The 12774-nt window shown below is 61.5% G+C and carries 9 protein-coding genes and 1 pseudogene; 2 read left to right on the forward strand and 8 right to left on the reverse strand.

Translation table 11 applies throughout. The annotated features are described in order from the left end of the window. The first annotated feature begins 68 nt into the window (after positions 1-68). Positions 69-1289 carry a winged helix-turn-helix domain-containing protein gene (locus AB5Y70_RS03865; RefSeq protein WP_049636552.1) on the forward strand — a complete coding sequence of 407 codons (1221 nt, stop codon included), beginning with the start codon at positions 69-71 and terminating at the stop codon, positions 1287-1289. A gap of 13 nt (positions 1290-1302) precedes the next feature. Here AB5Y70_RS03865 and AB5Y70_RS03870 read toward each other — a convergent pair. Beyond that, positions 1303-1941, reverse strand: a pseudogene (locus AB5Y70_RS03870) (TetR/AcrR family transcriptional regulator); the annotation flags it as partial. Positions 1942-2034: 93 nt separating this feature from the next. Between AB5Y70_RS03870 and AB5Y70_RS03875 the strand changes: the two are divergent. Then, a complete protein-coding gene (locus AB5Y70_RS03875) occupies positions 2035-2733 on the forward strand; it encodes a hypothetical protein (RefSeq protein WP_049636551.1) in 699 nt (232 codons plus the stop codon). 109 nt (positions 2734-2842) lie between these two features. On the opposite strand, the gene frdD is transcribed toward AB5Y70_RS03875, so the two are convergent. The 7 genes from frdD to mscM all read right to left on the reverse strand — a co-directional run bounded on the left by frdD (position 2843) and on the right by mscM (position 12770). Next, positions 2843-3199, reverse strand: coding sequence for a fumarate reductase subunit FrdD (frdD, locus tag AB5Y70_RS03880; RefSeq protein ID WP_010673803.1), 357 nt, complete (start codon positions 3197-3199; stop codon positions 2843-2845). Between the two features lie 112 nt (positions 3200-3311). Beyond that, positions 3312-3710 carry a fumarate reductase gene (locus AB5Y70_RS03885; RefSeq protein ID WP_049636550.1) on the reverse strand — a complete coding sequence of 133 codons (399 nt, stop codon included), beginning with the start codon at positions 3708-3710 and terminating at the stop codon, positions 3312-3314. A 16-nt stretch (positions 3711-3726) separates the two neighbouring features. Then, positions 3727-4461, reverse strand: a complete 735-nt coding sequence (locus tag AB5Y70_RS03890; protein ID WP_042065016.1) for a succinate dehydrogenase/fumarate reductase iron-sulfur subunit — start codon at positions 4459-4461, stop codon at positions 3727-3729. Next, positions 4454-6238 carry a fumarate reductase (quinol) flavoprotein subunit gene (gene frdA, locus AB5Y70_RS03895; protein ID WP_010673806.1) on the reverse strand — a complete coding sequence of 595 codons (1785 nt, stop codon included), beginning with the start codon at positions 6236-6238 and terminating at the stop codon, positions 4454-4456. The genes AB5Y70_RS03890 and frdA overlap by 8 nt, the downstream gene beginning before the upstream one ends. A 515-nt stretch (positions 6239-6753) precedes the next feature. Further along, complete coding sequence (locus AB5Y70_RS03900) at positions 6754-8631, reverse strand: methyl-accepting chemotaxis protein (RefSeq protein ID WP_043156361.1); 1878 nt, start codon at positions 8629-8631, stop codon at positions 6754-6756. 156 nt (positions 8632-8787) lie between these two features. Beyond that, complete coding sequence (locus AB5Y70_RS03905) at positions 8788-9465, reverse strand: glycerophosphodiester phosphodiesterase (RefSeq protein ID WP_042014533.1); 678 nt, start codon at positions 9463-9465, stop codon at positions 8788-8790. 29 nt (positions 9466-9494) lie between these two features. After that, entirely contained in the window at positions 9495-12770 is a 3276-nt protein-coding gene (gene mscM / locus AB5Y70_RS03910) for a miniconductance mechanosensitive channel MscM (RefSeq protein ID WP_045525588.1), read from the reverse strand. Between the last annotated feature and the right edge of the window lie 4 nt (positions 12771-12774).

Genomic DNA, 12774 nt, shown 5'->3' on the forward strand with positions numbered 1-12774 from the left:
CGTTTTCATTTGGCCATGAGTTGGGCATGCTGGTGGCCTGATACCCAGGAACGGATGCCCCTATCTCCATGTCGATCCCCCACCTCTCATTGCAAGACGCCCGCCACCTGCAACTGGCGGCCCAGGGGCTGCTGACCCCGCGCCGCGCCAGAGCAACCCCCGCCGACCTGCTCGCCTGCATTCGCCGCATGGCGTTGCTGCAGATAGACACCATCTCCGTGGTGGCCCGCAGCCCCTATCTGGTGCTGTTCAGCCGCCTTGGCCACTACGATCCGCGCTGGCTGGAACAACTGCTGGCCGATGGTGATCTTTTCGAATACTGGGCCCACGAGGCCTGTTTCGTCCCCCGGGAAGATTACCGGCTGCTGCGCCATCGCATGCTGGATCCCGCCGCCATGGGCTGGAAGTTCTCCGCCCAGTGGCTCAAGACCCACGGCGGCGAGATAGCGCAGATAGTCGAGCGCATACGCCAGGATGGCCCGGTGCGGGCGGCAGACTTCGAGCGCAAGGGGGGCAAGGGCAACGGCTGGTGGGACTGGAAGCCCGAAAAGCGCCACCTGGAGGTGCTGTTTACCGCAGGTCAGCTAATGGTGCGCGAACGGCGCAATTTCCAGCGGGTCTACGATCTCGCCGAGCGGGTCATGCCGGAGTGGAATGACGAGCGGGATCTGCCGAGTCCTGATCTCGCCCGGCGGGACATGGTGCGAGCCAGTTGCCGGGCGCTGGGGCTGGTCAAGACCGGCTGGGTGGCGGATTACTATCGCCTTAAACGGGGGAAATACGACGCCCTGCTCCACCAGCTGGCGGACGAGGGGGAGCTGTTGCCGGTACGAGTGGAGGGGTGGCAGCACGGAGCCTTCGTTCACGCCTCCCTGGCCGATGAGCTGGTCCGGGCCCAGGCGGGCACCCTCAAGGCGAGCCACACCGCCGTGCTCTCGCCCTTTGACCCGCTGGTGTGGGATCGCAAGCGGGCCAGCGAGTTGTTTGGCTTTGACTATCGCATCGAGTGCTATACCCCGGCCCCCAAGCGCCAGTACGGTTATTTCGTGCTGCCGTTGCTGCATCGCGGCAAGCTGGTGGGCAGGATGGACGCCAAGGCCCATCGCAAGGAGGGGGTGTTTGAGGTCAAGAGCCTCTATCTGGAAGACGGGGTCAGGGTGACCCGGACCCTGGCCCAGGATCTGGGCAAGGCCATCCAGAAGCTGGCGGAGTGGCACCAGACCCCGCTGGTGCGTTATGGCAACGTTCCTGCTCCCTTGTTGGCTCAATGGCAGGAGGTGGCACGCTGAGGAAGGACGCCGACCCTCGCATCAAGCCGGGCAGGACCAGGGCTACGGCGGCGGCGATGCGCGCGCGGATGTCGCTGCCCGGCGCCAGCAAGCCGAGCGCCATCTGGCGCAGCGGCTCCGCCATGGTCATCGCCAGCAGCAGGTCGCTGGTCTGGGCGGTATCCAGCTCGCGCAGCCAGCCCAGTTGCTGCTGGCGCTGTAGCCACGCCGCCAGCGTCGCTCTGCCGCGGGCAATGCCGTTCTCCTGATAGGCCGCCAGCAGGGCATCGCGCCCCGCGAACTCATGCTGCAGCAGTCGGAACATGCCCACCGCCGGTGCGCTCAGCACCTGGCTGGCAATGGCTTGCAAGCCCTGCACCAGCATCTCTCCCAGTACCTCGGGGTGGGTTGCATCCTGCTCGAAGGCCGGTTGAAAGGCATCGGTCCAGCTGCGCACCGCCTGCGCTACCAGCTCGTCGCGATTGGCGGCGAAGCGGTAGAGGGTCTTCTTGGCAACCCCCGCCTCTTTGGCCACCGCATCCACGGTCGCAGCGCCGTAGCCCCCCTTGAGCAACAAGGTCAGCGTCGCCTCGGCGAGGGCGGCGCGAAGGTCGGCTTCCGGGGTGACCGGACGGCCTCGTGAGCGTGTTTCTTCATCGTTCTGGTGCGACATATGGGCTCCTGGAAAGCATTGACAGACCCAGCATACAGGCATAGCGTAATTTAAGAAACGAACTTCGTTTCCTAAATTTATGGGAGTCATATCATGCATCCTTCTGCCCTGTTTGCCCCTTGGGGCGTCAATGACATCAATGAGTTGCTCAGGCCGCAACCCCTTCGCCTGGAAATGGGTCTGACCCGCAGCACCGACGGCCTGCTGACGGTCGCCATCCGTACCGATCTGCACGGTTGCAAGGGGCGCATGCTGGATTGGTGGTTCACCTTCTTCGAGACGACCCAGCACATCAGGTGGTGGCACCCCCACGATCATGTCGAGCACCGGGGCTGGGATCATCACTGGAAAAAAGGGGAGCGCTATGTGGGAGCCAGCATAGAGGCGGTGGAGTGGCTTGCCGAGCTGCCGCCGGTGGCAGCTCGCCTCAAGTTCCACGGTGCCGAAGAGGTGTTCGCCCCGCAATCGCTACACGAGGCGCGGGAGACGCAGGCTCTCTCTGCCGCCATCTGCGCCCGTATCGGCTTTGGCAACGAGGTGGCGCTGGATGACAACGGTGCGCCGCTGGATGGCGAGATGCTGCACCTGGCGCGCGATACCCCCTATGGCTGTGTGCTGCGCAGTCGTTTTCTGCTGGGCAAAGCCTGCGCCAACCCGTTTGACGAGGTGCCGGACGAGATAGGCTTCAACCTGATGCGCCACTGCTACAGCGAGTTCAGTTATCTGGCGCAGTTTCTGCCGTCGCTCTACTACGCGGAAAACGGCCGTGAACCGGCACCGCGACTCTGGTGACGGATGCCGAACGAGCGCGCAGGCCAGCTGCCGGGTGGAGATGAACCGCGGAAGATGGTCATAAAAAAACCGGGCACTGGGCCCGGTTTGTTATGCAGTCAGGATGTGCTTACTGGAGCACCAGCACCATCAGCAGGCCGACGGTGATGGCGGATACCAGGAAGGCGAAGCCATAGAACACATAGTGGTGCAGCTTGGTGGTGTGGATCCCCAGATCATGCAGGCCGTGGTAGATGCGGTGCATGCCGTGCCAGACGGGCAGGGCGATGATGACCAGCAGGATGCAGGCACCCCACCAGGAGCTGGCGAATGCCAGCACGCGCTCGTAGCTCATGGTCTCCACATCCATGATGCCCATGGGCACCAGCAGACCGGTGATGAGGACAATGACCGGCAGCAGCATGGCAACCACCATGCCACCCGCACCAAACAGACCCCAGTAAATTGGCTCGTCAGAACGTCTCATATTTATTCCTCAAATCATGATTGAGTGATCGTGGCCAACGTTTCTGAGTGAGAGCCCGGTACCAAACAGTCACCAATAACCGGGTTCGTCAGAACGTCTTATGGTTTTCTCCTCAGGCCACGATGATCAGGACAAGCAGGGATACCGCCGCCAGCGCCACATACTGGGCGATGACGATCGGCTTCTCCGGCACCAGGTCTTCGCCACGGAAGATGCGCATGGCTTTCGGGGCCAGGGCGAACCAGGTCTTGGCGTGGAACAGGCAGGCTGCCAGGGCGATGACGTGGAACAGGATGGCAATGGGGCTCTGCAGGGATTCCAGCCAGCCATTGAATGCCTCCTGACCCTGTACCAGGCGCAGCAGACCCCACATCAGCACGACGGCGTAGATGGAGACGAAGATGCTGGTGCCTTCGCGGATCATGTAACCGGTGTAGAAGGCATTCTTCAGCCACCAGTCTTTCTTCATTTCGCGCACGTAGGGCTTACGTTTGCTCTGGGTGTTGTTCATGGTCTCACTCCTGGTCTCAATCCGGCTTGAACATGGCGATCATGTAGTCCTTGGCGCTCTCGACCTTGCCAAGCTGGATGGCGGCGGCCGGATCCACCCCTTTCGGGCACACTTCGGAGCAGTAGCCCACGAAGGTACAGCCCCAGACGCCCTCGTCCTGGCTGATGATCTTCATCCGCTCCCTGGACGCGCTGTCGCGGTTGTCGGCGTTGTAGCGATAGGCCAGTGCCAGGGCCGCCGGACCGGTGAACTTCTTGTTGATGCCATATTGCGGGCAGGCCGCGTAGCACAGACCGCAGTTGATGCACATGGAGAACTGGTGATACTTCGCCATGTCAGCCGGCGTCTGGGTGTACTCGCCATCGCACAGGCTGCGCGGCTCAGACGGGATGATGTAGGGCTTGATGCTCTCCAGCTTCTCGATGAAGTCGGACATGTCGACCACCAGATCGCGCTCGATGGGGAAGTTGTTGAGCGGCTCGATAGTCATCTTGCCCGGCAGGTAATCCCGCAGGAAGGTCTTGCAACCGAGTTTCGGAATGCCGTTGACCATCATGCCGCAGGAGCCGCAGATCGCCATCCGGCAGGACCAGCGGAAGCTCAAGGTGGAGTCCAGATGATCCTTGATGTATTGCAGCGCATCCAGCAGGGACATCTCTTTGAGGTAGGGCACCTGGAAGGTCTGCATCCAGGGCTCGTTATCCTGCTCGGGACGGTAGCGCAGGATTTCAATTTCGATCATCTCAGCCATTCTTCTTAGCCTCGTCTTGTTTCTCACCCTCGGAACCGTACACGCGCTTGGCCGGTTGGGATTTAGTGATCTTCACATCGGAATAGTCGATGGTCGGGGCCCCTTCGCCGTTGTAGAAGGAGAGAGTGTGCTTGAGGAAGTTGACGTCATCGCGCTCCTCGTAACCGTCCAAACGCTGGTGGGAACCGCGGGACTCTTTGCGGTTGATGGCGGAGTGCGCCATGGCTTCCGCCACGTCCAGCATGTAGCCCAGCTCGATGGCGTACAGCAGGTCGGTGTTGAAGACCGAGGACTTGTCGTTGATCTTGATCTTTTTGTAACGGGCTTTCAGCTCGTTGATCTTGTCGATGGTACCCTGCATCAGCTCTTCGGTACGGTAGATACCGACACCGGCTTCCATGGACATGCCCAGTTCGTTGCGGATATCCGCCGGGTTTTCGGTGCCGTCGATGTCGAGCAGGGAGAGGTGCTGCTTGATGAGCGCCTCGGCCTTGGCGACCAGCGCCTGGGTGTTGCCGTGTTGCTGGGTGGCGGCAAACTCGGCTGCCTGCTCACCGGCCACCTTGCCGAAGACCACGATCTCGGACAGGGAGTTGGAACCCAGACGGTTGGCGCCGTGCAGACCGACGGAGGCACATTCGCCAGCGGCATAGAGACCGGCCAGACGAGTGGCGCACTTGCCGTCAGTTTCGATGCCACCCATGGTGTAGTGGGCGGTCGGACGTACCGGAATCGGCTCTTTCACCGGATCCACACCCACGTAGGCCTTGGCCAGTTCGCAGATAAAGGGCAGACGCTCTTTCAGGTACTTCTCGCCAAGGTGGCGCAGGTCAAGGTGAACCACGTCGCCCATGGGGCCCTGGATCACGCGGCCTTTTTGCTGCTCCTGCCAGAAGGCCTGGGAGAGACGGTCGCGCGGACCCAGCTCCATGTGCTTGTTCTTCGGCTGGCCGACCGGGGTTTCCGGGCCCAGACCGTAATCTTGCAGGTAGCGATAGCCATCCTTGTTGAGCAGGATGCCACCCTCACCACGACAACCTTCGGTCATCAGGATGCCGGTGCCCGGCAGACCGGTCGGGTGATACTGGACGAACTCCATGTCCCGCAGCGGTACGCCGTGGCGGTAGGCCAGGGCCATGCCGTCACCGGTGACGATGCCGCCGTTGGTGTTGTAGCGATAGACACGACCTGCGCCGCCGGTGGCCAGCACCACGGACTTGGCCTGGATGAAGCGGGTGATGCCGTTCTGGATGTCAAAGGTGACGACACCCTGGACGCGGCCATCTTCCACGATGAGATCCAGACAGAAGTGCTCGTCGAAGCGCTTGATGGTCGGGTACTTGATGGAGGTCTGGAACAGGGTGTGCAGGATGTGGAAGCCGGACTTGTCGGCGGCGAACCAGGTGCGGGGGATCTTCATCCCGCCGAAACGGCGCACGTTGGCCTTGCCGTCCGGTTTGCGGCTCCAGGGGCAACCCCAGTGCTCCAGCTGGATCATCTCGTTGGTGGCGTTGTTGACGAAGTACTCGACTACGTCCTGCTCACACAACCAGTCACCACCGGAGACGGTGTCGTTGAAGTGGTTTTCCAGGGAGTCGTCATCACGGACGACGCCTGCGGCGCCACCTTCGGCGGCCACTGTGTGGCTGCGCATCGGATAGACCTTGGAAATCAGGGCGATTTCCAGCTCCGGGTGGGCTTCTGCAATGGCGATTGCGGCACGCAGGCCACCGCCACCGGCACCGATGATGGCAACATCGGTCTTGATAATATCCACATCTGCCTCCTTAGGGATAGATTTGCTGGGCACGATTTTGCTCTATGAAAAAAATTCAGGCTTGATGCAAGTCAAACTGCTTTGTTTTAGTGCTTGGCAACGGTGATTTTTATTACAACCACCCCATTCCTTGGATGAAAATGCCGTCATTATCGCCATCCATCAGTGATCTGGATCAGCCGTACTCGCTACTCTGGTGATTTTAACTCCAAGATTATACGTAGTTTTCTTTCAAAAAAATGAGAAATGCCTCTCTTTTTGGGTATTACCCATAAAGTTTTTAAGTTTTTTATCAAAACAGTTTAATGATAACTATTATCACGATGACATATCGAGGTTAGGCATCAAAAAAGTAATGCGAATATAGCCATGACAGACTGGGCCCGTCTCCCACACATGGGCAAAAGGAGATGTCGATCACAGGGTTGAGGGTCTCGAAAGGGGATTATAACCGTTGAAACAAAAAGGGTTTATAAAAAAAGGGGCCTGAACGGCCCCTTTCTTCCCATGGTCGATCAGATGCGGAACATGCCGACCTGATTATTCAATTCACCTGAAATATTTTTAAGCTGGGCCGACAGATTGCGGGAGCTGTCCGCATCCACTGCCAGCTCGTCCGAGACATCCTTGACCGCCTGGATGTTGCGGCTCACCTCGTCGGTGACGGCACGCTGTTCCTCGGCGGCGCTGGAGATCTGGGTCGCCATGTCGGAGATCTGGTTGATGGAGGTGGTGATCTGCTCCAGCGCCTGGGTCGCATCGTTGGCATCTTCCACGCTGTTCTGGGCCAGCAGCTGACCCTCGTGCATGGTACTGACGGCGCCCTGGGTGTTGCGCTGCAGGGTCTCGATCATGCTGCGGATCTCGACGGTGGAGCTGTGGGTGCGCTGGGAAAGCACCCGCACCTCGTCGGCCACCACGGCAAAGCCGCGTCCCTGCTCGCCAGCCCGGGCGGCCTCGATGGCGGCGTTGAGCGCCAGCAGGTTGGTCTGCTCGGCGATGCCCTGGATGGTGGAGAGGATGGTGTTGATCTCCTGGGCGTTCTTCTCCAGTTCCTGAATGATGCCGGAGGCCTGCTTGACCTGGGTGGCGAGATCCGTGATGGAGCGCTGGTTGCGGGCAATCACCTGCTTGCCGTGCTCGCAACTGCTGGAGGAGCTGCGGGCCGCTTCCGCGGTCTGCTCGGCGTTGCTGGCCACTTCGACGGCGGTGGCGGACATCTCGTGCACTGCGGTCGCAATCTGGGAGATCTCGTTTTGCTGGCGGGCCAGCCCCTGGTTGGATTTCTCCGCCATGTCGTGGGAAGACCTGGCCTGCTGGTTGAGCTGGGTGGAGGAGTTGGAGATGTCCTGCACCATGACGTGGATGCGCTCGATGAAGGTGTTGACGTGCTTGGCGACGGTACCGACCTCGTCTTCACGCTCGATCTTGATGCGACGGGTGAGATCGCCGTTGCCGCGGGAGAGATCGGCAATTGCCTCGCCCAGGGTTTTCAGCGGTGCCAGGGAGCCGTTGATGGCGACATAGGAGAAGCCTGCCACGATGAGGATGGTCAGCAATCCCTGGAGGAGGGCGGAGGTGACCATGCGGGAGACGGACTGGTAGGCGACCGCTTCGTCCACCACGATGCCGAAATACCAGTTGGTGTTGGGGATCTCGGTGAGGTCGAATACGCTTGCCTTGCCGCTGATATCCATCTCGGAGATGGTGTTGTCATGGGCCAGCTCGTTGACCTTGGCTGCCGTCAGCTCCGGGGAGATGGCGGTGGCGGGTTTGAGGGTCAGATCCTTGTCCGGGTGGGCGATGATGGTGCCGTTGCTGTCCACCAGAATGGCATAGGTGCCTTCCGAGTTCATGGCGAGTACGTCTTTCACCAGACCGTCGATGGAGACGTCACCGGCGATGACGCCGTCGGTGTTGCCACGACTGAAGGGCTCGGCGATGGTGATGATGAGCTGGCCGGTGGTGATGTCGGCATAGGGGGCCGTGATGGCGAGCTTGCCGGCGGCCATGGCGTCCTTGTACCAGGGGCGCTGGCGCGGATCATAGCCGGCCGGCAGATCGGTCGGCTTGCTCTGGATCATCCGGCCATCCTTGGTGCCCACGTAGACGAGATCGAAGTTGCCCGCATTCATGGACTGGGCCAGGTGGCTGAGGGGCTCGTCTTCCTTGGCGAAGGCTTCCTTGGTGGCGGTGACGAGATTGATGCGGGCGTCGAGCCAGCGGGAGATCCCCTTGACGTTGGCGACCGAGCTGTCGTCGATGAAGCTCCAGATCAGCCGCTGGGTTTCACTGCGCAACTGGGAGGTGTTGTACCAGACCTGCAGGCCGGTGATGACCAGAATGATGGCCCCGATGGAGAGGACCAGCTTGTTCTTGATGGATAGGTTCATGTTTACATCCTTGTGAGCGTCAGTCAGAGATCCATGGTGTTTGTTATTGTTATGAGCCAACACTGTATCGGCTGGCTATGGACTTTATGTATCCCGGTGCACCGCATTTTTTCAATTCTTTTCACCTCCTTGTGGCCTGCCAGGCCGCGCCGATACTCAGCTGAATCGATCTGGCCGGTTGGTGAAGATGCCATCGACACCCATGCTGGCGAGGGCGCTCCCATCACTCACTTCGTCGACTGTATAGACCAGGATCTTGAGCCCCCGGCGATGGGCATCCGCCACCAGGGTCTCGTCGACGAAATCCACGTCGCAGTTCAGTGACCAGGCCCCCAGCGTCTCGGCGAAGGCGGCGCCGTCGAGGGGCAGGCTGGCGGTCAGGGCGCCGATCCTGATTTCCGGTCGCAGTCCCTTGAAGCGTAACAGCTCGGGATGATGAAAGGAGGAAACGATCCAGTGCGCCTGTGTAAAGCCAAGCTCGGCCTCGGCCCGCCTGGTCAGGGCGGCCACCGGCTCGGCGGTGTGGGCACCCTTTAGCTCGATGTGCAGTTCGCAGCGCCCCGCCACCAGTGCCATCACCTGCCACAGGGTCGGGATCCGCTCCTCGTCCCCCGCATCCAGGCTCGCCAGGTACTCCCGGGATTGCCCGGTCAGCACACCCTGGCCGTTGGTGCAGCGCTCCAGTCGCCGGTCGTGGAAGACCCAGAGCTCTCCGTCGGCCCACTGCACGTCCAGCTCGATGGCTTTGGCACCCAGATCCAGCGCCAGGCTCATCGCCTTGAGGGTATTCTCCGGGGCCAGGCCGCTGGCACCGCGATGGGCAATGATCTGCATGATGGCTCCTGTTGTCGTCTTTGGGGGCTTCATCCCCGGCTCATCCGGATGTCGATCTGCTGATGTGGCAGATGCATGCCGACCTGGCCGAGTTTCTCCAGGATCAGAGAATGTACCTCGTGCGTAATGGGCATCCGGTGATCCATGTTGTTGACGTAGAGCCGGATCTCGTAGATGAGGGCCGAGTCGGTGAACTCGATGAGGAACACCTCCGGGGCGGGCGTATCCAGCACCAGGGTGGACTCGCGCACGCTCTGCTCCAGCAGTTGCTGTACCTGCTTGGGATTCTGGGTCAGGCCGATGCGAATGCGCAAGCGGACCCGGGTGATGGCATCGGACAGGGACCAGTTGATGAACTGCTCGGTGATGAAGGCCTTGTTGGGGACGATGATCTCCTTCCTGTCCCAGTCCACTATGGTGGTGGCGCGGGTCTTGATCTTGGTGACGGTGCCGGTGAGATCACGGATGGTGACGGTGTCACCCAGGCGGATCGGTTTTTCGAACAGGATGATGAGGCCGGAGACGAAGTTGGCGAAGATCTCCTGCAAGCCGAAGCCCAGCCCCACGGAGAGTGCCGCCACCAGCCACTGGGTCTTGGACCAGTCGATGCCGAGCATGGAGAAGCCGGTGAGAGCGCCAATCAGCAGTACCAGGTACTTGCTCACCGTGGTGAGGGCGAAGCCGGTGCCGGGGGAGAGGCTCAGATGCTGGAGCAGGGTGAGCTCCATCAACCCTGGCAGGTTGCGGGCGGTGACCACCGTCAGGATGAAGGCGAAGACGGTCAGCATCAGATCCTGCAGGGTGATGGCGGAGAGCTGCTCGATGCCGGCCACCTTGCTGCTCACCTGCCACACCTCGATGCTGCTGAGGAAGCTGAATGCCGAGTTGAGATCCGACCATTGCACCACCACCAGCATGGTGAAGCCCAGCATCAGCAGAGTGCGCACCAGGCCGAGGGACTGGGCGCTGATGGTATCCAGATCCAGCTCGGGCTCCTCCACCACATCGGGGATCTCGGAGCTGAGATCGTCCTCTTCCCGCTCCCGCTGCGCCAGGATCTCGGCCCGCTTCTGCTTGGCGCGATCGAAGGCGAGTCGGCGGCGCTGGATCAGCATCCAGCGGTGGGCCAGATAGTAGACGAGCAGGCAGCCGAGCCCCGCCAGCAGGCTCAGCTCCAGCTGGCGCAGCAGGGTGCGGGAGGTGTAGAAGTAGCCGAACAGGGCGCCCAGCACCGCCAGCAGCGGGGCCAGCATCAGGCTGTTCCAGATGAAGTGGTGCAGCAGATGGGGCTTGGTCATGTCTGCCTGACCCCAGGTGAGGGGCAGTTTTTCCCTGTTGAGGCGGGCAAAGAAGAGCAGCAGCCAGAGGGCCCCGATGATGAAGGCGAGGCGTCCCAGGGAGTCGTAGAAGGCGTGCTCCTGATAGCTGCTCGCCATGCCCTGCACGAAGAAGCTCGGGATCAGCACCAGCAGCAGGGTACGAAATTGTCCCCATACTCGCTGCACCCGCTCCTTCTGCCAGCGGAAGTGGAGTATGAGGATCCCCTTCTCCAGAGTGAGGTGGCGCGCCACCAGCAGGGCCAGCAGCAGGAACCAGATTTCACCCAGGCCCCGGGCCACCGCCACCGCGAAGGGATATTGCCAGGCGCCGTCCAGCAGGCCGTGCACCATGAGCACCATGGCGGGCAGCGGCAGGGCGGCGAGCACGGAGCGCACCAGCAACCGGCTGGTGAGGCTGAACTTGTCCTGGGTTACCTTGCCGATGCGCGGGGCAATGTACTGGCTGTATTGAATGAGGTGGCGGGCCAGTTTCAGCCAGCACCAGGCCAGCCCCAGCAGCCCGAGGCCAGCCAGGGTCAGGCTCAGGGGGTTGTTCTCGGCGATGGCCCTGGGCAGTTGCAGCCAGTTGGCCGGGTTGAAGGCAAGGCCGAGGGCGGCCGGGACGCCGAGCAGCACCGCCGGGCTCAGGGGGCGCACGTCCGGCATCCAGAACAGATGGCTGGCGCTGAGTTCGCGGATCTCGTCGATCTTGCTGTTCTGACGGCTGTAGAGCAGCTTGAGGCGGGTCTGCTCCTGAATGAGGGTGTCGGAGGCATCGTTGAGCCGGGTCAGCAGTTGCCGCCTCGCCTTGAGCAGGTTGTCCAGCACGGCGCGCTGGGCCCTGTCCAGGGTGATGCCGTCTCCACTGAGCAGGCTGTTGCGCAGCTGGACCGGATCCTTCAGGGCATCCTGCTCGGTCTCGTACTGGTATTTGGCCATACGCGCCTTGACGATGGCTGACTCCAGCCGCTCCAGCGGGAAGTAGGCGGGCAGATCGGCCAGCTTGCTGCGCAGGTTCTCGCCGTAGGCGTTGCTTATCTGCAACCACTCCAGCTGTTCGCGCACCGAATTGACCAGCTCGTTGAGCCCGGAGAGGGAGGTGTCCACCCCCCGTTGCTCGTCCTGCACCCGTTCAATCTGGTCCTCGAGAGCCCCCAGTTGGAGGGAGAGGGCCTGGTTTTGCTGCTGTTGCTCCTGCAAGAGGGGGAGGTCAGAGGTGAGCTGGCGGCGCAGGCGTTCGCTCTCGGCCAGGGCCTGCTCGGTCTTGTCCCGGCGCAGCTGGTTCTGCTGGGCAAGCAGACTGGTCTGCCACTCATCCTCGTCGGTGATGGCGAGGTTGAGCTCCTGCAGCTTGAGCTTGCCCAGATCGTTGCGCTGCTGGGCGGAGAGCTGCTCCAGCTCCAGCATCTGGATCCGGTCGGAGAGGCTCTGCTCTTTGAGTCGGGTGGCCAGTTGCTGGGCCTCCTGCAACCTGTCCGACTCGTTGCTGAAGCTCAGGCGATCGAGCAGGGAGCGGGTCTGGAGCAACTGCTTGCGCAACTCGTCGACCCGCAGGTGATACTCCTGGCCCGTGCTCTCAAGCTGGTTGAGGCTGTCGGTCACCGCCTGACGCTCCTTGCGCAGGTTGAGCTGGCGGTTGCTGCTCAGGCTGATGGCCTGGCGCAGGGCATCCTCCTTGAGGGAGGAGAGGGACGGGCGAGACTGGGGCTGATAGTTGTGCAGCCCCTCCTTGAGACGGGCGGACTCCTTGGGGTAGTCGATGAGGATCTGCTGGTAGGCCTTGCCCTGTTCCCGGTAGCGCTGGGCATCCCGGGCATATTGCAGCGCCTGCTGGTAGCTCTCCCGCAGTTGCTGGTTTTCCGGGGTATCCGTCTTGGGGATGCTTTGCAGCAGCTCCTCTACCTGAGTGATGGCATCATCAGCCTGGACAGCGGAGAAGGGGAACAGGCTGAGACAGAGCATCAGACAGAGCAGGCGTTGCAACATGGCG

Source organism: Aeromonas sp. s1(2024) (genome assembly GCF_040908005.1).
GTDB classification, from domain to species: Bacteria; Pseudomonadota; Gammaproteobacteria; order Enterobacterales; family Aeromonadaceae; genus Aeromonas; species Aeromonas caviae.

Excerpts from the sequence above, each read along its gene's own strand:
- AB5Y70_RS03875 (WP_049636551.1), top strand. The coding sequence starts at position 2,035 with ATGCATCCTTCTGCCCTGTTTGCCCCTTGGGGCGTCAATGACATCAAT.
- AB5Y70_RS03900 (WP_043156361.1), bottom strand. The coding sequence starts at position 8,631 with ATGAACCTATCCATCAAGAACAAGCTGGTCCTCTCCATCGGGGCCATC.
- frdD (WP_010673803.1), bottom strand. The coding sequence starts at position 3,199 with ATGAGACGTTCTGACGAGCCAATTTACTGGGGTCTGTTTGGTGCGGGT.
- AB5Y70_RS03905 (WP_042014533.1), bottom strand. The coding sequence starts at position 9,465 with ATGCAGATCATTGCCCATCGCGGTGCCAGCGGCCTGGCCCCGGAGAAT.
- AB5Y70_RS03865 (WP_049636552.1), top strand. The coding sequence starts at position 69 with ATGTCGATCCCCCACCTCTCATTGCAAGACGCCCGCCACCTGCAACTG.
- AB5Y70_RS03885 (WP_049636550.1), bottom strand. The coding sequence starts at position 3,710 with ATGAACAACACCCAGAGCAAACGTAAGCCCTACGTGCGCGAAATGAAG.
- AB5Y70_RS03890 (WP_042065016.1), bottom strand. The coding sequence starts at position 4,461 with ATGGCTGAGATGATCGAAATTGAAATCCTGCGCTACCGTCCCGAGCAG.
- mscM (WP_045525588.1), bottom strand. The coding sequence starts at position 12,770 with ATGTTGCAACGCCTGCTCTGTCTGATGCTCTGTCTCAGCCTGTTCCCC.